The 20283-nt window shown below is 39.3% G+C and carries 17 protein-coding genes and 2 tRNA genes; 13 read left to right on the top strand and 6 right to left on the bottom strand.

The window, feature by feature from the left end; translation table 11 throughout:
- Positions 1-54: 54 nt before the first annotated feature.
- From V7O61_RS10570 to V7O61_RS10590, 5 genes are all read left to right on the top strand, one after another.
- Positions 55-978: a mevalonate kinase gene (locus V7O61_RS10570; RefSeq protein WP_407281849.1), complete on the top strand. Its 924-nt coding sequence runs from the start codon at positions 55-57 to the stop codon at positions 976-978.
- A complete protein-coding gene (locus V7O61_RS10575) occupies positions 971-1747 on the top strand; it encodes an isopentenyl phosphate kinase (protein WP_407281847.1) in 777 nt (258 codons plus the stop codon). Before V7O61_RS10570 ends, V7O61_RS10575 begins: the two co-directional genes overlap by 8 nt.
- Positions 1748-1785: 38 nt before the next feature.
- Positions 1786-2889 (top strand): type 2 isopentenyl-diphosphate Delta-isomerase, encoded by a 1104-nt coding sequence (fni, locus tag V7O61_RS10580; protein ID WP_023846033.1) that lies wholly within the window; start codon positions 1786-1788, stop codon positions 2887-2889.
- A gap of 62 nt (positions 2890-2951) precedes the next feature.
- A complete protein-coding gene (locus tag V7O61_RS10585; protein WP_023846032.1) occupies positions 2952-4298 on the top strand; it encodes an RNase J family beta-CASP ribonuclease in 1347 nt (448 codons plus the stop codon).
- A 19-nt stretch (positions 4299-4317) separates the two neighbouring features.
- Complete coding sequence (locus V7O61_RS10590; protein WP_023846031.1) at positions 4318-5286, top strand: polyprenyl synthetase family protein; 969 nt, start codon at positions 4318-4320, stop codon at positions 5284-5286.
- 144 nt (positions 5287-5430) lie between these two features.
- Here V7O61_RS10590 and ppdK read toward each other — a convergent pair whose 3' ends face one another.
- Complete coding sequence (gene ppdK, locus V7O61_RS10595) at positions 5431-8088, bottom strand: pyruvate, phosphate dikinase (protein ID WP_407281845.1); 2658 nt, start codon at positions 8086-8088, stop codon at positions 5431-5433.
- Between the two features lie 342 nt (positions 8089-8430).
- On the opposite strand from ppdK, the gene V7O61_RS10600 reads away from it, so the two are divergent.
- From V7O61_RS10600 to V7O61_RS10625, 6 genes are all read left to right on the top strand, one after another.
- Positions 8431-8691 carry an H/ACA ribonucleoprotein complex subunit GAR1 gene (locus V7O61_RS10600; RefSeq protein WP_407281844.1) on the top strand — a complete coding sequence of 87 codons (261 nt, stop codon included), beginning with the start codon at positions 8431-8433 and terminating at the stop codon, positions 8689-8691.
- A 105-nt stretch (positions 8692-8796) separates the two neighbouring features.
- Positions 8797-9810, top strand: coding sequence for a transcription initiation factor IIB (locus V7O61_RS10605; protein ID WP_023846028.1), 1014 nt, complete (start codon positions 8797-8799; stop codon positions 9808-9810).
- 113 nt (positions 9811-9923) lie between these two features.
- Complete coding sequence (locus tag V7O61_RS10610) at positions 9924-10535, top strand: LysE family transporter (protein WP_288067907.1); 612 nt, start codon at positions 9924-9926, stop codon at positions 10533-10535.
- Position 10536: 1 nt separating this feature from the next.
- On the top strand, positions 10537-11538 hold the full coding sequence (locus V7O61_RS10615) for a class I SAM-dependent methyltransferase (RefSeq protein WP_407281843.1): 1002 nt from the start codon (positions 10537-10539) through the stop codon (positions 11536-11538).
- Between the two features lie 67 nt (positions 11539-11605).
- Positions 11606-11677 (top strand) — tRNA-Thr (locus V7O61_RS10620).
- 80 nt (positions 11678-11757) lie between these two features.
- Positions 11758-11835, top strand: a tRNA-Leu gene (locus V7O61_RS10625).
- A gap of 82 nt (positions 11836-11917) precedes the next feature.
- On the opposite strand, the gene V7O61_RS10630 is transcribed toward V7O61_RS10625, so the two are convergent.
- The 4 genes from V7O61_RS10630 to V7O61_RS10645 all read right to left on the bottom strand — a co-directional run bounded on the left by V7O61_RS10630 (position 11918) and on the right by V7O61_RS10645 (position 17438).
- Entirely contained in the window at positions 11918-12763 is an 846-nt protein-coding gene (locus V7O61_RS10630; RefSeq protein WP_407281842.1) for a hypothetical protein, read from the bottom strand.
- Positions 12763-13056, bottom strand: coding sequence for a hypothetical protein (locus V7O61_RS10635; RefSeq protein WP_407281841.1), 294 nt, complete (start codon positions 13054-13056; stop codon positions 12763-12765). The genes V7O61_RS10630 and V7O61_RS10635 overlap by 1 nt, the downstream gene beginning before the upstream one ends.
- Positions 13057-13154: 98 nt before the next feature.
- Positions 13155-16562 carry a P-loop NTPase fold protein gene (locus V7O61_RS10640; RefSeq protein WP_407281840.1) on the bottom strand — a complete coding sequence of 1136 codons (3408 nt, stop codon included), beginning with the start codon at positions 16560-16562 and terminating at the stop codon, positions 13155-13157.
- A gap of 507 nt (positions 16563-17069) precedes the next feature.
- The gene (locus V7O61_RS10645) at positions 17070-17438 is read right to left on the bottom strand and encodes a potassium channel family protein (protein WP_407281839.1); all 369 of its coding nucleotides are present in this window, start codon (positions 17436-17438) and stop codon (positions 17070-17072) included.
- A 243-nt stretch (positions 17439-17681) separates the two neighbouring features.
- Between V7O61_RS10645 and V7O61_RS10650 the strand changes: the two genes are divergently transcribed.
- Positions 17682-18728: a hypothetical protein gene (locus V7O61_RS10650; RefSeq protein ID WP_407281838.1), complete on the top strand. Its 1047-nt coding sequence runs from the start codon at positions 17682-17684 to the stop codon at positions 18726-18728.
- Positions 18728-19591 carry a mechanosensitive ion channel family protein gene (locus V7O61_RS10655; RefSeq protein WP_023845992.1) on the top strand — a complete coding sequence of 288 codons (864 nt, stop codon included), beginning with the start codon at positions 18728-18730 and terminating at the stop codon, positions 19589-19591. Before V7O61_RS10650 ends, V7O61_RS10655 begins: the two co-directional genes overlap by 1 nt.
- Positions 19592-19619: 28 nt before the next feature.
- On the opposite strand, the gene V7O61_RS10660 is transcribed toward V7O61_RS10655, so the two are convergent.
- Positions 19620-20030, bottom strand: a complete 411-nt coding sequence (locus V7O61_RS10660) for a DUF6144 family protein (RefSeq protein ID WP_407281837.1) — start codon at positions 20028-20030, stop codon at positions 19620-19622.
- Between the last annotated feature and the right edge of the window lie 253 nt (positions 20031-20283).

The following is a 20283-nucleotide window of genomic DNA, read 5'->3' on the forward strand; positions in this document are numbered from 1 at the left end:
AAGGCTTGTATTCATAAACTAGATCATAACAGTAAATAAAGGATCAGGAAACCTATGATCACATGCTCAGCACCCGGAAAAGTTTATCTTTTTGGTGAACACGCAGTAGTATATGGAGAAAGCGCGATCTGCTGCGCTGTTGAGCTTCGCACAAAAGTAAGTGTGGAAAAATCTGATGAAAATGAAATAATTATCGAATCTATTCTGGGACGAACTGGACTTGACCATGATACCCATCCTTATGTTTCTTATGTCATCGAAAAAATGCGCAGGTTTGCAGATATAAAAGGTGTACGGATAATTATAGAATCAGAACTTCCAGTAGGATCGGGCCTGGGATCATCTGCAGCAGTCACTGTTGCAAGTATCCAGGCATTGAATCACCTTTATGAATGCGGTCTTTCCCTTGAAGACATAGCAAAAACAGCACATGAAATTGAAAAAATGGTTCAGGGCAATGCAAGTCCTACTGATACATACGTCAGTACCATGGGCGGCGTTGTAATGATTCCACAGAGGAAAAAACTGGATCTTATCAATTGTCCTATTGTTGTAGGTAACACCCACAAATTTTCTTCTACAAAAGAACTTGTAGGCAATGTTGCAAAACTACGCAGCGATTTCCCTTCTGTTATTGAACCAATACTTTCCAATATAGGACAGATGTCCATACTGGCTGAAAAACTGGTTTCTGAAGGCGACTACAAAACTATTGGAAAACTCATGAATATAAATCAAGGGCTTCTGGATGCCATTGGTGTTGGAAGTGCAGAGTTATCCTCACTGGTATATGCTGCCCGTGGAAGCGGTGCCATCAGTGCCAAAATAACAGGTGCCGGCGGAGGAGGGTGCATGGTTGCACTTGCAGGAGAAAATAATGCGGAAGATATCGCAAGAGCAATTGAGAATGCCGGCGGAGAAGCCATAATTACAAACAATACAAAAGAAGGCGTGCGATTGGAGTCATTGCATGGATAACAATAATATTACTATCCTGAAGATAGGCGGTAGTGTCATCACAGATAAAAGTGCTGATGATGGTACTGCAAGATTAAGTGAAATAGAAAGAATAGCAGCTGAGATCTCAGGTTTTGAAGGAAAACTTATCATTGTGCATGGTGCAGGATCATTCGGACATCCGCAGGTCAAACGTTTCGGACTTACCGGTAAATTTGACCATGAAGGTTCCATAATTACACACATGTCAGTAAGGAAACTCAACACAATGGTTGTTGAAACCTTAAACTCTGCAGGAATTAACGCATTGCCAGTACATCCTATGGCATGTGCAATATCAAGCAACAGCCGCATAAAGAGTATGTTCCTTGAACAAATAGAGGAAATGCTTGCTAATGGATTTGTACCCGTTCTTCATGGCGACATGGTAATGGACACCGACCTTGGGACTTCGGTCCTGTCCGGTGATCAGATTGTTCCGTATCTTGCAATACAGATGAAAGCATCAAGAATCGGAATTGGAAGTGCAGAAGAAGGTGTGCTTGATGACAAAGGAGGAGTAATACCCCTAATCAACAACGAAAATTTTGATGAAATTAAGGCATATCTCGGTGGTTCTGCTAACACCGATGTTACCGGCGGAATGCTGGGAAAAGTACTTGAGCTTTTAGAACTAAGTGAGCAGTCAAACAGCACTTCTTATATATTTAATGCAGGCAATACAGGAAACATATCAGATTTCCTCAGTGGTAAGAATATTGGTACCGCAATAGGAGCCGGGACTATATAAAAAAGGCATTTTATATACATATTATAAAGGTATTAATCATGAGCACATCCAGAAGAAAGATCGAGCATCTAGAACTATGCGCTGCAAGTCCGGTAGAATCAAGGAAAACAGGAGCAGGGTTTGATGATGTAATGCTTGTTCACAGGGCACTACCCGAAATGAACATGGATGACATTGATACATCGATCCGTTTTCTGGAAAAGGAAATGAACGCACCTTTCATGATAGCCTCCATTACAGGAGGACATCCTGAAACTACCGCAGTTAATGCCGCTCTTGCTGAAGCAGTTGAAGAACTCGGACTGGGAATAGGTGTTGGCAGTCAGCGTGCTGCCATTGAAGATCCATCCCAGGAAGAATCATTCAGTATTGTAAGAGATAAAGCACCCAGTGCATTTGTTTATGGTAACATCGGTGCAGCCCAGATAAGAGAATACGGCGTTGAAGGTGTTGAAAAGATAATAGAAATGATAGATGCGGATGCTATTGCAGTTCACCTGAATTTCCTTCAGGAAGCAATCCAGCCAGAAGGTGACAGGGACGCATCAGGTGCTCTTGAAGTAATAAAGGATATTTGTTCACTGGCAGTACCGGTCATAATTAAAGAAACCGGTGCAGGCATTTCACATGAGGACGCATTCATACTAAAAGAAGCGGGAGTTGCTGCCATTGATGTTGGCGGTGTCGGAGGCACAAGCTGGTCAGGAGTAGAAGTATATCGTGCCAGGGAAAGAAAAGACACAGAATCTGAAATGCTTGGAGAATTATTCTGGGATTTCGGAATACCCACTGTTCCAAGCATAGTGGAATGTAGTGTTTCACTCCCGGTAATAGCAACCGGAGGCTTAAGAACTGGACTTGATATTGCAAAATCACTCGCTCTTGGGGCTTCAGTTGCAAGTGCTGCCCTTCCTTTTGTCGGACCAGCCTTACAGGGAAAGGATGCAGTAGTTAAAAACATAGAACATATGCTCAAAGAAATGGAAGTTGCAATGTTCCTTTGCGGATGCAGGGATCTTAAGGATCTGCATCTTGCACCGACAGTTATCAGTGGCTGGACACACGAGTATCTGGAACTGCGTGGTTTTAATGTAAAGGACTTTGCTCTGCGCTCAACTAACAAGGATTTCCAGAGAGTTTAACATTCATCAATTTACAGGGAAAATTTAAATAAATTGAATTTAATAATTAGAGGTTAATATATATGACAGAAATCGGAATTATTGCAGTCGGCGGATACAATGAAATGGGCCGTAACATGACTGCCATCAGGATCGACGAAGATATTATCATCGTCGATATGGGTCTTCGTCTTGACCGGGTTCAGATACATGAAGATGTTGAAACAGATAAAATGCATTCACTTGAACTTATCGAGATGGGAGCCATACCAGATGATACCATCATGAAAGAAGTGAACGGTAATGTACGTGCAATAGTCTGTACACACGGACACCTTGATCACATTGGTGCTATCCCAAAGCTGGCACACAGGTATACTGCACCTATAATCGGAACCCCATACACAACAACACTCATAAAGCATCAGATAGAGTCTGAGAGAAAATTCGGAGTAAAGAACAATATCGTATCTCTGGACGCAGGTGAATCACTGGAGATTACAAAAGAAATTTCCATTGAATTTGTTAACACACAGCATAGTATAATAGACACGATTTTCCTCGTAATCCACACCGTAAGCGGATCAATCGTCTATGCATGTGACTTCAAGCTTGACAGGACTCCGACACTTGGAGAAGCTCCTGACTTTAACAGGCTCAAGGAACTTGGGGAAGAAGGTGTTATAGCATTGATTACAGAGAGCACAAACGCAGGACGCAATGGAAAAGCACCTTCCGAGATGATCGCACATTCCATGCTCAGAGATGTACTCCTTGAGACGGAAGAATCCGATGTCGGCATGATTGTTACTACTTTTGCATCACATGTTGCCCGTGTTAACTCCATTGTCAAGTTCGCTCAGGAAATGGGAAGAATCCCGGTCCTTATGGGAAGTTCCATGGAGAGATATATCGCAACTGCTCACCAGATGGGTTACATTGAACTTCCGGAGAATGTCGAAATATACGGAAACCGCAGGGAAATAGACAAAGCTTTTGCAAGGATAATGGAAAAGGGCAAGAACAAATACCTTCCAGTGGTCACAGGCCATCAGGGTGAACCAGGTGCTGTGCTTGGAAGAATCGCAGCAGGCGAGACACCTTTCAAAATTGACAGGGGAGACCGCATTATTTTCTCTGCAAATATTATTCCAAATCCAATGACACAGGCAAACCGCTATGCTCTTGAGACAAAATTGAAGATGCGCGGAGCCAGGATTTACGATAATGTCCATGTTTCAGGGCACGCATACCGTGAGGATCACTGGGAACTTCTCAGGATGCTTAAACCAGAGCATGTTATCCCTGCACATGGAACTATACAGATGCACAGCGAGTACATCCAGATGGCAGAGGATGCCGGATACGTGCTCGGTGACACTCTTCACCTTCTGAGGAATGGAGAAGAGCTCTACATAGATGAAGAGTAAACTAAAAATAGGGATGTTTATGGATCTTATTGAAGAGATTAAAAAACGTTCATCACATGTCGATAAAGGAATAGAGGAATACCTTCCTATTGACAAGCCGTATGAACTTTACAAGGCAGCAAGATATCTCCCTGATGCAGGTGGTAAAAGACTGCGCCCTGCAACAGTGATACTTGCAGCAGAAGCTGTTGGTTCAGATCTTGAAACAGTTCTTCCTGCAGCAGTGGCAGTCGAGCTGGTCCACAATTTCACACTTGTCCATGATGATATCATGGACAGAGACGATATTCGTCGTGGAATGCCGGCAGTCCATGTAAAATGGGGAGAAGCAGGAGCCATCCTCGCAGGAGATACTCTTTATTCAAAGGCTTTCGAAATACTTACCCATGCACCGGCAGAAGCACCTGAACGCAACCTTAAATGTATTGACATTCTTTCCAAGGCTTGCAGGGATATCTGTGAAGGTCAGTGGATGGATGTTGAGTTTGAGAACCGTGACGATGTCACAAAGGAAGAATACCTTGAGATGATCGAGAAGAAGACCGGTGTACTCTACGCAGCTTCCATGCAGATAGGAGCAATTCTTGGGGGAGCACCCGAGGAAGTATCAGATGCATTCTATGAATGTGGAAGGCTCATAGGTATTGCATTCCAGATCTATGATGATGTCATTGACATGACTACTCCTGAGGAAGTTCTGGGTAAGGTAAGAGGCAGTGACCTTATGGAAGGCAAGAAGACCCTTATTGCCATACATGCACTTAACAAGGGTGTTGAGCTTAAGATATTCGGCAAGGGAGAAGCTACAACAGAAGAGATCAATGAAGCAGTGCACCAGCTTGAGGAAGCGGGCTCCATTGATTATGTAAGAGACCTTGCACTTGACTACATTGCAAGGGGCAAGGAACTTCTTAACGTTGTTGAAGATTCTGAATCTAAAACAATACTCAAAGCAATTGCAGATTATATGATCACAAGATCATACTAATCTGTCCTTCTTTTTTTCTATTCTCATTTTTTTTGCATAGCTGTGGCAATGTCTGGAGAAACAATAATGATTAAAATAATAGCAATCGCAAAAAGCAAAATAAGAAATTGAAACAAAAATAAAAAAAGAGAATTGAAATCAGGATTAATTATCCTGCTTTTCAATTACTGCCTGTGCTGCTGCAAGTCTTGCAATTGGCACACGGAAAGGTGAACAGCTTACATAGTTCAGTCCGATGTTGTATCCGAACTTAACAGAGCTTGGTTCTCCACCATGTTCACCACAGATTCCAATTTTAATATCAGGTTTTGTGGAACGTCCTTTATCAATACCTATTTTCACAAGTTCACCAACGCCTTCCTGATCAAGGACTGCGAATGGATCGCCTGGAAGAATGGAGTTCTCAATGTAGAACGGAAGGAACTTGCCTGCATCATCCCTGCTGAAACCAAATGTAGTCTGAGTGAGATCATTAGTTCCGAATGAAAAGAATTCTGCTTCCTGTGCAATCTTGTCTGCTGTGAGTGCTGCCCTTGGAAGCTCTATCATGGTACCTACCATGTACTCAAGTTTGCAGCCTTTTTCAGTCATTACAGATTCTGCAACTTCCACAAGGTCTTTCTTTGTGGAACTGAGTTCATTTACATGTGAAATAAGTGGAATCATAATTTCAGGAACTATATCCATTCCGCCTGCCTTAAGCTCACATGCTGCCTCGATAATTGCTTTGACCTGCATTGCGTAAATTTCAGGATATGTGATTCCAAGACGGCATCCACGATGTCCCAGCATAGGGTTTGTCTCTTCCATGGACTCTACACGTTCCAGAATCTTGTGAATACGCTCGATCTCTGATTCACTTGCACCTTCTGTTTCAAGGGATGCAAGTTTCTCTGCAATCTCATCATGTTTTGGAAGGAACTCGTGAAGTGGTGGGTCAAGAAGACGGATTGTGACCGGGAAACCTTCCATAACCTTAAAGATTCCAATAAAGTCCTCTTTCTGCATTGGAAGGAGCTTTTCAAGAGCTGCTTTCCTGGTTTCTGTATCTTCTGCAAGGATCATTTCCCTTACTGCAGGAATACGGTCTTCTCCAAAGAACATGTGCTCTGTCCTGCAAAGACCGATACCTTCTGCACCGAAGTCTCTTGCTACCTGAGCGTCATGAGGTGTGTCCGCATTTGTTCTGACACCCATTTCCCTTACCTCATCTGCCCATGCAAGAAGCGTATCAAGTTCACCGCTTACACCAGGAGTTACAAGCTCAACCTCACCGAGAATGAGACCACCTGTACTTCCGTCAATGGTCACATAGTCCCCTTCGTTGATTGTGACATCACAAACAGAGAATGAACAGCTTGCCATATCGATGCTTACTGAGCCACATCCTGCAACACATGGCTTACCCATACCTCTTGCAACTACTGCTGCGTGTGAGGTCATTCCACCTCTTACGGTAAGGATTCCCTGTGCTGCATCCATGCCGCCAATGTCCTCTGGTGAAGTTTCAGTACGTACCAGAATTACTTTTTCATTGGCTTTTGCCATTTCTTCGGCATGCTCTGCAGTGAAAACAACTTTACCCACGGCAGCGCCGGGGGATGCTGGAAGGCCGGTTGCAACAACTTCATATTCGGCCTGAGAATCAATTGTAGGATGTAGAAGACGATCGATCTGTTCGGGGGAGACTCTTGTAACTGCTGTTCGTTTGTCAATGAGACCTTCATTGACCATTTCAACAGCAATTTTTAACGCCGCCGCCGCCGTTCTTTTACCAGTACGGGTCTGCAGCATGTATAATCTGCCTTCCTCAATGGTAAATTCGATATCCTGCATGTCCTTGAAGTGATCTTCCAGTTTCATGTAGATCTCTTCAAGTTGAGCGTATGCATCAGGCATGTTATCCCTGAGAGTGGATATTGGTTCCGGGGTCCTTATACCTGCAACAACATCCTCACCCTGTGCATTCATTAGATATTCACCAAAGAAGCGCTTATCCCCGGTTGCCGGATCTCTTGTGAATGCCACACCGGTCCCTGATGTTTCGCCCATGTTACCGTAAACCATAGACTGCACGTTAACGGCTGTACCCCATTCACCTGGAATGTTGTTAAGACGCCTGTAAGTTATGGCACGCTGGTTGTTCCATGAATTGAAAACCGCATCGATTGCCATCTGAAGCTGCTCGCGTGGATCCTGTGGAAAATCGTTTCCGGTTTCCTTCCTGATAATTCCCTTGAACTCTTCTGCAAGTTCATTTAGGGCAGCTGCATTCAGATCAGTGTCTAGTTCAACACCAAGGTTCTTCTTCTTAGCGCTGAGAGCAGATTCGAATTTCTCATGCTCAATGTCAAGTACGACATCACCAAACATGGTGAGGAACCTGCGGTAACTGTCATAGGCAAACCTTTCATTACCTGTCTTCTTAGACAGGGCTGTGACGGTATCATCATTTAAACCAAGGTTCAGAACAGTGTCCATCATTCCTGGCATGGATACTCTTGCACCGGATCTGACAGATAGAAGTAAAGGATTCTCGTTGTCCCCAAATTTCTTGCCAGTTGCCTTTTCGAGCTTTATTATTGCTTTGTTTATCTGGTCTATAACCTCTTCAGGATAAACCCCTTTTTCAAGATAAAGTAAACAAACTTCTGTTGTTATAGTAAATCCTGGAGGGACAGGGATTCCCAGATTGGCCATCTCTGCCAGGTTAGCCCCTTTGCCACCCAGCAGATCTTTCATACTATTTTTACCTTCAGTTTCTTCGTTTCCGAAAAAATATACGAATTTGTTATCTGCCACCGAATTTCCTCCATGCATAAGAATATGATGGACATTCATTACTATTATTAAGTCGATGCCCCAATTGTTCTTTTACAACTTTAAGGTTGTGGTCTGTGATTAAGTGACATAGTCATCACATAATTATTTAAACGAGAACATAAAAACGACATTGGAGTCATTAAACACAAACTATGATCAAAATCCTGTATCAGGAGCATATTGACTCTGTTCAGGCATAATCTGGAGGATTATAGATATGTTTTTGTACTAAAAAAACTGATATTAAAATGCTTACGATATCTTTATATACTATGAATAGAACATATAGTACAAAAACCTAAATACAATAAACGAAAGCATATGAAAAGATTAGGTCAGATCCTGCATATTTCTAAGCAGAATGAAATCGTCGTCAGAGGCGATGAAAAACAGTTTTCCGGGTCAATGAAGGACTTGCCGCGAATAAACTCTTTTGTTCTTGACAAATCCATAAAACCCATCGGAAAGGTTTCCGGCATATTTGGTCCAGTGGATCAGCCTTATTTTACTCTGAAGCCTGACAAGCGAATTGTAGCTTCCGGATTGGAACGACTTGTAAATGAACGAGTATACGTTCAATGAAGGATTGCAGGTTATATGATATATTACTTATGCTGTGAGCTGTGAATGATTGAGGATACACATATCAAATATATTTTCATGAGAGATTCTTTAAAGGTGAAATGAATGGTCGAAGTAGAAAGGGTACGATATTCCGATACTTCCGAAAGGGAGAAGATACGTGCAATGATTAAAGCACGTAAAGAGAAAGATAAGAGTGCTGAAGTCGAAAAAGCAAAAGTTCAGTGTCCTGAGTGTGGCAGCCGCAACCTCGTACAGGACTACGAGAGAGCTGAACTCGTGTGTTCTGACTGTGGACTCGTAGTTGACGCAGAATTTGTTGACGAAGGACCTGAATGGCGTGCTTTCGATCATGACCAGAGGATGAAACGTTCCCGTGTGGGCGCACCAATGACCTACACCATCCACGACAAAGGTCTGTCCACAATGATCGACTGGAGAAATCGTGACTCATACGGTAAATCCATTTCATCAAAGAACAGGGCACAGCTTTACAGGTTGAGAAAATGGCAACGTAGGATAAGAGTAAGTAACGCTACGGAAAGGAACCTTGCGTTCGCTCTGTCCGAACTTGACCGTATGGCATCAGCTCTTGGTCTGCCAAGAACTGTGCGTGAAACCGCTGCTGTAGTTTACAGAAAAGCAGTTGACAAGAACCTCATCCGTGGAAGAAGTATTGAAGGTGTTGCAGCAGCAGCACTTTATGCAGCATGCCGCCAGTGCAGTGTTCCAAGAACACTTGACGAGATAGGAGAAGTATCAAGGGTAAGCAGGAAAGAGATTGGAAGAACATACCGTTTCATCTCAAGAGAACTTTCACTGAAACTTATGCCAACCTCACCAATAGACTATGTACCAAGGTTCTGTTCAGGACTTAACCTCAAAGGTGAAGTACAGTCCAGAGGTGTGGAGATTCTCAGGCAGGCTTCCGAAAAGGAACTTACCAGTGGCCGTGGCCCAACTGGCGTGGCAGCAGCAGCAATTTACATTGCTTCAATCCTTTGTGGCGAGCGCCGTACTCAGCGTGAAGTCGCTGATGTTGCAGGTGTAACAGAAGTCACTATCCGTAACAGGTACAAGGAACTTGCCGAAGAGCTTGACATAGAGATTATTCTCTAAAACAAATAATAATTTGATAGTCGACAGAGGAAGACTGTACAACCTCTTCCTTTGTTACATACACTTTTTTACAAATCTTTTTTAACATTTAACTGACTTAAGCAGTGTAGACTATGTTAGAACTGCTGGAAATGCTGACAATAGGATTTGTCCTAGGACTTACAGGTGCACTTGTACCAGGACCCATGCTTTTTGTGACAATAGATACATCCCTGAAAAGAGGATGGAAAGCAGGTCCCAAAATCTTTGTAGGTCATGCAATCCTTGAGTTCATGGTATGCGTTCTGATAATCTACGGTATTACAGCAGTGAGTGACAGCACTGTAATGGCAATATCATTACTTGGTGGAGCCACCCTTGTGATATTTGGCCTGATGACAATGAGAAGTGCAAAAGGAGCAGCAGATTCCATGCATGAACACGACAAAGGCACCTCTAAACCTGTACTTGCAGGAGTTGTCACATCAGCATCAAATCCTTATTTCTGGATATGGTGGCTGGCAGCGGGAAGTGCACTTGTGCTCCGGGGAATGGAGATCGGTCTGATAGCAGTTGTGATGTTTATGGCAGGACACTGGCTCGCTGACCTTGGATATTTCACTGTTGTTTCCGCATCTTTCAGCAAGGGAAAGAAACTCATGTCACCAAAGATTTATGAAAGGGTACTGCTATCTTGCGGACTGTTCCTTGTCCTGTTTGGATCATGGTTTATCATAGGTACATAATATGAATAGAAGTTGCATTAAAGTTCTGAAGAAAAAAGGCGAGCCAATACGCAGGTTACTGCTGGAAATGGACCTGCTGGACAATTCCGCACGAATTAGTTCAAAAGAAGATTACCTTTTGCTTCCACTCACACGAAAACCAGAAGAAGTAGAGCTAAAGGAATTACCCGGAGAGTTTGAACTTACCGAGCATGAGTTTGAGGAGCAGAAAGGCCAGCTTAAACTTGAAGAACTGCTGGACGTTGTACCTCACTTTGAAATAGTCGGAGATATTGCGCTTATTGAGGATGACGTTGCTGAACCTGAGAAGGTTGCAGATGCAATCATGAAAGTGAAGAAAAACGTCAAGACTGTACTTGCAGCCCAGAGTCCTGTTGAGGGAGAGTTCAGAACCCGCAGGTTCAGGACTGTTGCAGGGGAGGAGAGGACATCAACAATTCACAAGGAATACGGTTCACGATTTTACATCGACCTTGAAAGAGCTTATTTCACACCACGCCTTGCAACTGAGCGTTCACGCATCCTTGACCAAGTTAAAGAAGGCGAAACCGTTGTAGACATGTTTGCAGGTGTTGGCCCATATAGCATTATGTTCGCCAGGAAAAGCCCTAACATTCGCGTGATTGCAATAGACAAGAACCCGGATGCTGTTGAGTTCCTGCGCCACAATGTTGAACTTAATTCAGTTCCAAACGTGGAAGCCATAGAAGGCGATACGAACCTTGAAGCTGAAAAATATGCCGGTATTGCAGATCATGTGATTATGAACCTGCCTCACAATGCTAATGATTTCCTTGACGCTGCTGTGAAACTTTGTGCTCCAAACGGTATTATTCACTATTACGATATTACTCCAGAGGACGACCTTTTTGAGAGTTCCCTGAAACTTATCGATGAAGCAGCAAAAAGAGCAGGAAGAACTACTGAACTTGTAGAGTCACGAGTCGTCCGGTCCTATGCTCCCCACCAGTTCAATGTCTGCATTGAAGTGAGAGTGCTCTAGCTGATATTAGTAAAGCTTAAGCGAAATTATTAAATCATTATATAGAATTATACTGTCGTTCAGTTTTGCCTCTGTGGCTTAGCGGTATAGCGGCTGATTCGTAATCAGCAGGCCGAGGGTTCGAATCTCTCCAGGGGCTTGAAATCACGGGGTTAAAAGCCCCAACTTCTTATACCTTTTAATTACAACTCAATAGTTGTATAAAACTAATTTGTGCGAGGGTTACCCAGCTTGGCCAAAGGCGATGGGCTTAGGACCCATTCTCGTGGGAGTCCGTGAGTTCGAATCTCACCTCCAACACTTGATTTATCTTAGTACACTATTCTTAAAAATGGATATTTTGAATATTGTATTCTTGATATTTAGTTCAAATTAAGACTTATTCAAAAGCATAGGAATATTCAGGATATCCAAATATATCCATAATATCAATCTTACTAAAATCAATTGTTTCAATAGCACAACTTGTAGTAACTGAATAATCTACTTTTCTTTGATTAATCATTAGAGATGTAAGTTGCCAACAAATTTTAATTATCTTATAACTTCTCTCATATGAGTATTGTTTAGGAACAATCCTGGGAGTTTCTTGATTTTTAGTATTTAAATATACAAAACCGGGGACAATATCAACAATCTTTTCAATTCCTTCTTTTTCATTGACTAAGTTTAATCTAAGATCACCACTAATAAGCCTTAATCCATGCTTATATGAATTATATTCATCCTTGTCAAGCATTTCATTTGCACATAATATCAGAATTTTTGATATTGTTTGAATAGCTTCTCTTACCTGAGTTTGCTCTACGAATTCATCTGGACAGTTTTTGAAAAATAAAAATTTAATTGTTTCAAATTCATCCATTTCAGAGGCCACTGAGATATCAGCTTCGGCGACCTTAGCAACCATTTCATTAAATTTTGGAAATTTGTAGTTAGTAAGCCAAACCCATACATTGTCTGGTTGCTTAATTAAGGCAAAAATTAGAGCAAATATTGATTCAAGAGCATGAAACATAGAAAAATGAATTTCTGCCTTTAAGTGTGCTCTGATAGCCTCGTAATTGCTAAACTGGACACCATCATTCCCTTGAACAATATCAAACACAGGAACATGGTTATCTATAATTCCTTTTAACAATGTTGCTTTTTCAAAAATGTAGCTATGTTGGAAAGATGTAAAGAGTAATTTATCATAAGTGTCTTGTGTCATTTTTTCATCCATTATTTAAACATTCGAACAATAGTACCTGCAATTGAAAAGAACACAAAAGCAACTACAATAACATATGTTACTGACTCTATAAAGGTTAAAACTAGCCAAGTAGTGAAGCCTCCTATCATATCTAGGAAACAGTTAATTATACTTCCAATAGAACCATGCCCCGTTTCATTTGCATACTCAGCTACTATTAAAAGGAAAATTTGTGTTGAAGTTGGGACTAGAAGGAGGATAAATCCTACAAGAAAACCTATTAAAAGTGAAGGATTATCCAATAAATCATCAAAGTTTACCATTACAACCTCTAATAGTTACATATTCATTTTTTGTATCCTATCATTCAAAGTCCTTTTTGAACATCCTCTTTTTTCTCAACCTACTAAAAATATACCATTTATTCAATTTCTTCTTGAGATTCTGAATTTTGTTCAATGAGTTTAATGTTGAATTTATGAGCAAGTCGTTTTAGAACTTCTTTTCTGTTTTCATCATCTTGAGCTTCATACATATTTATAAGTGGTTCTGATTCAGTCTTAGAGATATAATCATCTGGAATAAAACTCTCATTTTCATCATTTCTTAGAATTATATCTATTATTTCTAAACAATCAAAATTACCATTTTCTTCAATTGCATCTGCAAATGAAGTTTGTAGTTTTGCTTTTTCGTTTATAAGCAAGGTATGATAATTCAAAAAGCTATGATTACATTCACAGAATTCTTTTGTAACAATAAAATCAGCATCTAGCAACAGTTTAGTGAGTTTATCCTTGTAACGTTTTTGAAAACTTTCTCCCAGAAGATTCACAAGACTAATCCATTTTCCTTTTTGCCAATCATCCGCTCTGTTTTCGTCTTTACTCCACTGTTGAGCAAAGTCAAAAAGTGCATCTAAATAGGTATTTTCAAGTGAAAAGTCTGATTTTTTATTTTTAAGTTCTAAAGCCAGTAATATAGGATTTCTGTTATCAATAAAACAGGTATCCCACTTGTCTTTATCTACCTTTCTTATCAGTATTGTAAGGATACGAATCATATCATTGTTTTTTGATTTTCTCAAAATTGCAAGAAGTGCTTCAGAATACTTAAAAACATCTAAATTAGAAGTGATTTTTACTTCTTTTTCTATCGCCGAATGCTTAAGGAATTGTGCTACTATTTTGTCCTGCATATCAGAATCTTTTATAATTTCTATGGCGAATTGCAATTTTTCAAGTACTTCAGTACATGTGAATAATTCTGATATGTCTTCTTCGAGGGCTAATTCAATAATTGCGATGACAAGTTGATTTTCTTTCTTTTCAGCCATATCCCATACAAGATTGAGCTGATCATATTCATTGAGAAGTCTTAGCATTTCGATTGCATTGGCTTTATCATTTGTTAGCCATATAGCCCTCATTGATTGCAATCCATTCTCAGAATTCACAATTGGTGGAACAATTTTAATGTCATGTAATTCGTTTCCAAAGTAATGTGCCATTAGTAAAGCTGAAGATAATTTTACTTCAGTGTTTTGTTGTGTGTGTACAAAATTATGGAATTGACCATTTCGAAGGATCATCTCTATTACTGTACGAGAAGCTTTGTCATGTGTAGTGAGCAATAACAAAATATCGGGTATTTCCTTTGAAGTTTCATCATTAATAGAACCATTATTTTGTGATAGATGTTTTTCACATACATTAGCAAGTTCTTCCCAACCAGTAATTCCTGAGTGAATACAATATGATAATAGTTCTTTTGTTCCAGATAATACCGTACCATTAGCTGTTTTAATTTCCTTTGATATCACTTTAGAAGGTATTAGCCACAGATATGCATTTATTCCTTCTGTTTTAGCTGCTTGGGCCCATTTAATCCAGTTATCAACGCTAATTTTAGAGGATGTATATGCTTTTGTAATATCTCCTAGGTTTTCAGCGATATTTTTCAGGAATTTTACATTATCTTCAAAACTAAAATTTTCTTCTTCTTCAATTTTTGATTCTAGGGTTGTTAGAACAATATTCCATATATTTTCAAGAAATACAGTATCTGTACTCATTTTTATGATAGGCAAATAGTCTTCAATATTTCCATCTTTTGGAAGGGATGGTATATTTTTTGAAAAACCTTCCTTTATTTTCAATATAAATTTGCCACAGTGTGTTTTCTCTTCTTCCCATAATCCACTATAAACTGCTTTCGAATAATTGAACGAATCACTTGTTACAGTGGTATTGTTTATGTGATAATCAAATACCGGCCAAAATCCTTCTTTGTGAACTTCCACTAAATGCGTTAATTCACTTCCAGCTGCATTTAGCAAGGCTTTTTCAATTTCTGGTTCCAGAAGTAGTTGGTGTCCTTTATCAGGTTTCACTCCATAAATAATCCCTGCCATATGTTTATTACACTCAGGCGGTAAAAAATCTTTATCTTTAAATATAGGTAATTCAGCATTTATCAGCATGGTTTTAATTGACTGAGTTGAGAAACCTTTTATGTACTTGTACATTGCATAATATGCAATGCTTTTTACTGGAATTTCGTTACTTACATGCAATTTAAGTATCCCTACTTGGTTGATGTAGTTTTTAATTTCACGAGGTGTTGGTGTGTCAGTAAGATTTTCACGTGTTAATTTTAATACCTCTAACACGTTTTCTTTTTCGCTGCTATCCCAAGTTTCAAATGCCAGATTCAGCATTTCATTTGTAAACTTTTCCCACCCTGTAAAGATTGGTTCAGGAACCTCTACACGAATTTGGAAACATTTACCGAAAAATGATTTTGCACATGCTCCCAAATTGGGCTCAGGAGAACCAGCTTCTAATATTCTTCCATTTTCCCAGAGCTTAGAAAGTCCATACATATCATAAGGTACAATTATCCAAATATTCTTATAGAAATCGCAATCTGATTTTGTAGGGTTTCTTTGTTGAAGAAATGTTTGAAGGGTTGACCAGATTTTTAATGAATCTTCTGCATCAATACGATCAAGATTATCAACAACAATTAGCAGTTTACTATTATTTTTTTCATGGAAAATTTCAGTTAATATATTGGCAAAATAACGCTCAAATTCAACTGAAGAACGCTCTTCTTCTTCTGATATTTCTTGTGTTGTAATGATATCACTATTGCTTTCTAAAAAAGCCCAGTTTTCGTCTTTAAAAATACATTTCCCTTTGTCTTTAAAAATCACTTTCCATGTGATTTTATCGCGCTTTTTCAAATGAATTGCATACCCTGCAAGTACCCACAATGGCATAAGCGATAAGGCTGCTCCTAGCAAAAAAATCCATTGTATATTTCCATTCAAATTCAATGATAGTTGTAATGTATCTGCTCCTGAAACAAGACCTGCACCCAACGGGACAAAAAGGACAGCACCTGCGAGCAATTTCCCCAATGTTGTTCCGTATTGTTTAGTAGTAGTTTCAGTCGTACGCTTACGATTTGAAATTTCCTTTTCTAAATCTTTAAGCTTCTGCGATTTAGTATTGAGTTGTGAAATAAAAGATTCCAAAAATATCCTTCTTAAATGGTCGCCTTCATGTGCCCATGCGTCAAAATAAAAATAGTGGAATAATTCAGGTTCTTCTTCAATTTTTCTTTTTAGTATTGAAATAACAGTAGATTTTCCCGACCCCCATGATCCTTCAACTCCGATTGTAAATCCCCTATCATTATTTTTTATTAATTTGTACAATGTTTTAGCTACATTTTCATGAGTTTTATCTTCAAAAAAATCGGTGTCAACAACTTCATCTTCAAGCAAATTGAAATCATAATTTTTTGTTTCCATGTCAGTCATCTTTTATCCCTTGATTGTTCCGATTTTTTGAAAGGTAGCAATACAAATCAATGTTTTAAGGAACTCATTTTCTACTTTATGTCAATTCAATATTTTATACAGTATTTCTTGTAATATTATTTTTTCGATAAGATATTGCTATGAATATCAAACATTTTTCCAAACATACATATTAAAATCATGCAACTGGTATGTATGTAATCGGGCTCAATCGCTTATTAATTACTCCAAACACCCATAAAAGAAGTAAAGTAACAATTATCCTTAGGATAGGGCACATAGACGGTTTCCGTCCTCGCTGCTCCTGCTGTACTGCTGCGGGCGGAGCACCGCCTTGCATTGGTATTTGACGCATTGTCGTCCTGTGCTCCTGTTGGTGCTCGGACCACAGTGCTTCAAGATGGCTGGTGCACCGATGCTCTCAGGTTCGCATCCGTGCAAAAAGCAATTAAAAATAGGCGATGATTATTTTCTAGAAACAAATCTTATCAGACACTCTCACCCTTCTCACTCATCCTTAATATTCTCCAGAATATCCTTTTCCATCTCCTCCAGAGTATCACCGGAATCCCACAGGAAATTAGGATTACGCTGGGACATTCTCTCTACCTGTTGTTTTCTGAAATGTTCGCCACTGGCATTAACAAAACCTAGCAGTATTCCAAGTCCTATGAAAACGTAGATAATGGTGAATATTTTACCAATATCAGTTGCTGGGGCTAAATCTCCGAAGCCTATTGTTGTCAGGGTTATCACAGAGAAATATAGGGAATCAAGCCAGGTCCATCCTTCTATTGAATGATAGGTTACAGTTCCCAGAGTCAGGGTAAATATAACAAGCGTGAAAATGCTTCGAAATTCAGGCTCCTTGAACATATTGAAGAGCGAACGAATGAATATAAAGAATGTCAGAACAAATGATAGCATGATTCTCTATTACTCATTCTTTTTTCCTGTCCAAATACTATTCGCTGTTTCTTTTAAATTATGTCAATCGGTGAATCATGTAAACATGAACTATTTATAATTTTACAGCTTACTTTCTCTGGGAGTTACAAACACTTCTCTGCAAGTGGTTATTGAACAAAATATTTAACATGTTTATTAATTTCAGAACATATGACAACGTCTTATAATACCTATTCAGGAGGTAAATTGCATTATGGTTTTGATAAAGCAGTTGAAACTATCAATAAAGCCATAAGCGATAATGTCCCTGAAAAAAAGCTTAATATTGCGATACTGTCCTTACCCTACGGAGGAAAATCCCAGCTTGTGGAAGATATAATTCAAACCTATCCTAGTCAGACAACGAGGACTACTTTTTCATCGGTTCCCAAAAACAAATCAGATATTCCCCTTCCTGATAAAAAAGAAAGGATAATGATATTTGATAACTGTCATTACCTGTACACAAGAAAGATAGGCGGCTTTGATACAATAGAGGAATTCCTAAACAAAATGCTGTTACAGGACAACGGAATTTGTATCACCACATGGAACATACATTCATGGAACTATCTCGACCAGGTACTAAACATAAGCAAATATTTCTCTGTTAAGATCACAATTCCTTCACTTGAAAAAGAGGAAATGAAAGACTTTTTACTTCAGGATAATAGTGATATCGAATTTGTAGATGATACTCAGAAAGAAGAAAAAAACGTTATTGAAATAGCCAGAAAACCGGTACTTGAAAAGATAACAAAAAGCAAATTACATTTGTATAGTGTACACATCAATTATTCTTACCTGCTCTCTTTGCTACAGAGAAATAATGATGAAAGTCCGGAATCGGTAATACTCAGAGAAATAACAAAAATATCTTATGGTAATCCGGGACTTGCAAAGAAAATATGGACCAAATGGCTTGACAATAACCAGATAAAAGTGAGCAGCACCACAGATGCCCATATTGACATTGATCTTGACAATACCGGGCAGTTCATTCTGGCCCTGATAATCTCATACGGCCATATCACAAAAGATGAAATCGCAGACTCAATAAGCTGGGATTGCAGTGGAAATTCCACGGAAATAAACAAAGTTTTCTTCCAGTTGTCAGATATGGATCTCATTGTCAAAGATGATAACTATTACAGCATAAAGCCTGAGAAAATGTATTCTGCAATTAGTTATCTGGAAAAAATAAGGCAGGTGTGGTAATGGCAGAATCCAACATCGAATTATTAATTGAAAATTTTCAGGGAATTGACTTTACTTCCATATTACTTTCAGTTGCCATATTTTTCATTGCGTTTCTAATTACAAAGATAGTCGCATCCCTTCTCAGCTACATCTCTGAAAAAATATGGAGACACAGGCTTCATCTAAAAACAATAATCCCCATAATTAAAGTCTTCATTTACCTCTTCGCTATCTATTATATTCTTACAGCAGTCTTTGCATTCTCAGTAAGTCAGGTAATGATATTGATGGCACTTCTTGGTGCAGCAATAGGTTTAGCACTAAGGGATTATTTAGCGGATCTTGCAGCTGGTTTTGTCATAGTAATGGAAAAACCATATCAGGTAGGGGACAGAATTGAAATAGGAGAATATTATGGTGAGGTAACTGACATAGGTTTAAGATCCACCAGACTTGTAACTCCCTATGACAATACTGTCTCAGCTCCTAATAACCTGATATTTACAGAATGTGTGGCAAGTGGCAATGCAGGCAGTTCGGAAATGATGGCCGAACTTAACGTGTATATTAACAACAACTCTGATGCTGATCTGGCCATTAAGATATTAAGAGAAGCAGTTGTCACTTCCCGTTTTGTTTACATCTCATCTTCAAGACCTGTCATAATGCTCCTTAACGACCATCCGTTTTACAAAATCATCACAGCAAAGGCTTATGTAAATGACCTTCGGGATGAATTTGTTTACAGATCGGATGTAACAAGAAGAGCATGGAATGAGTTCCATAAAGCCGGGATTAAAGCTCCTGAGTTAAATATATTGGGATATGAAAATCGTGACTTAAAATTAAATAACCGGAGAGTCCATAGAGACAGTAATTGAGATGACAGCTATTGAACAGACAAACAACTCATACCATCACCCTGAAGCGACATTCTTCATCTCCGGCAAGTACGGTTTTCTCCATAACAATTTCAACATCCCTGTCAAGTCCAAGCCTGAACTTCTTTTTGAGATTTCCCATTGTACAATAGCAGAGTGTCTTAGAAGCACCTTCCGGATTTTCATTTACAAGCGGACAGTAGCATTTGTCAAAAACCACATACACATTTCCATTTTCAAATATTACGCGCCACTCTTTTGAGAGGTTTTGGAGAAACTCAGATTCATCCCCTGACGATTTTTTTATTTCCAATAGTTTTTCATCATTAAGGTGGGTGAAAGGACAGTCCGCTCCACATGCTTCCATTATTTTGATCTTTGTTGCTTCATCCAGTTTTTCGTCCAGAGTTACAAGTAAATTCTTAATCCAGCTATCCATTGAGATTCTCCGAAATTTCAATAATATCATGAAAACTAAATGTCAATTTTAATTCAATTTTAATTAAAGACTACATATTAAAAAGATTTATAATATCTGCCTGTATTTTTATAAATGGTGGTATAGATTGAATTCCAATACAAAGATAGCGTTAGTTATCTCATCATATCTACTGATGATGCTGGTTATTGCCCTGTTGGCGGGTTTTAGTTCACTTTGACATCTAAATAAGTCCTTGCAGACTTTTAGATGG

Source organism: Methanolobus sp. WCC1 (genome assembly GCF_045690315.1).
In the GTDB taxonomy this organism is placed as follows: domain Archaea; phylum Halobacteriota; class Methanosarcinia; order Methanosarcinales; family Methanosarcinaceae; genus Methanolobus; species Methanolobus tindarius.

Coding starts and splice junctions, on each gene's coding strand:
- fni (WP_023846033.1), top strand. CDS start 1,786: ATGAGCACATCCAGAAGAAAGATCGAGCATCTAGAACTATGCGCTGCA.
- V7O61_RS10610 (WP_288067907.1), top strand. CDS start 9,924: ATGTTAGAACTGCTGGAAATGCTGACAATAGGATTTGTCCTAGGACTT.
- V7O61_RS10585 (WP_023846032.1), top strand. CDS start 2,952: ATGACAGAAATCGGAATTATTGCAGTCGGCGGATACAATGAAATGGGC.
- V7O61_RS10605 (WP_023846028.1), top strand. CDS start 8,797: ATGGTCGAAGTAGAAAGGGTACGATATTCCGATACTTCCGAAAGGGAG.
- V7O61_RS10655 (WP_023845992.1), top strand. CDS start 18,728: ATGGCAGAATCCAACATCGAATTATTAATTGAAAATTTTCAGGGAATT.
- V7O61_RS10575 (WP_407281847.1), top strand. CDS start 971: ATGGATAACAATAATATTACTATCCTGAAGATAGGCGGTAGTGTCATC.
- V7O61_RS10600 (WP_407281844.1), top strand. CDS start 8,431: ATGAAAAGATTAGGTCAGATCCTGCATATTTCTAAGCAGAATGAAATC.
- V7O61_RS10660 (WP_407281837.1), bottom strand. CDS start 20,030: ATGGATAGCTGGATTAAGAATTTACTTGTAACTCTGGACGAAAAACTG.
- V7O61_RS10635 (WP_407281841.1), bottom strand. CDS start 13,056: ATGGTAAACTTTGATGATTTATTGGATAATCCTTCACTTTTAATAGGT.
- V7O61_RS10650 (WP_407281838.1), top strand. CDS start 17,682: ATGACAACGTCTTATAATACCTATTCAGGAGGTAAATTGCATTATGGT.
- V7O61_RS10590 (WP_023846031.1), top strand. CDS start 4,318: ATGGATCTTATTGAAGAGATTAAAAAACGTTCATCACATGTCGATAAA.
- V7O61_RS10615 (WP_407281843.1), top strand. CDS start 10,537: ATGAATAGAAGTTGCATTAAAGTTCTGAAGAAAAAAGGCGAGCCAATA.
- V7O61_RS10640 (WP_407281840.1), bottom strand. CDS start 16,562: ATGACTGACATGGAAACAAAAAATTATGATTTCAATTTGCTTGAAGAT.
- V7O61_RS10645 (WP_407281839.1), bottom strand. CDS start 17,438: ATGTTCAAGGAGCCTGAATTTCGAAGCATTTTCACGCTTGTTATATTT.
- V7O61_RS10570 (WP_407281849.1), top strand. CDS start 55: ATGATCACATGCTCAGCACCCGGAAAAGTTTATCTTTTTGGTGAACAC.
- V7O61_RS10630 (WP_407281842.1), bottom strand. CDS start 12,763: ATGGATGAAAAAATGACACAAGACACTTATGATAAATTACTCTTTACA.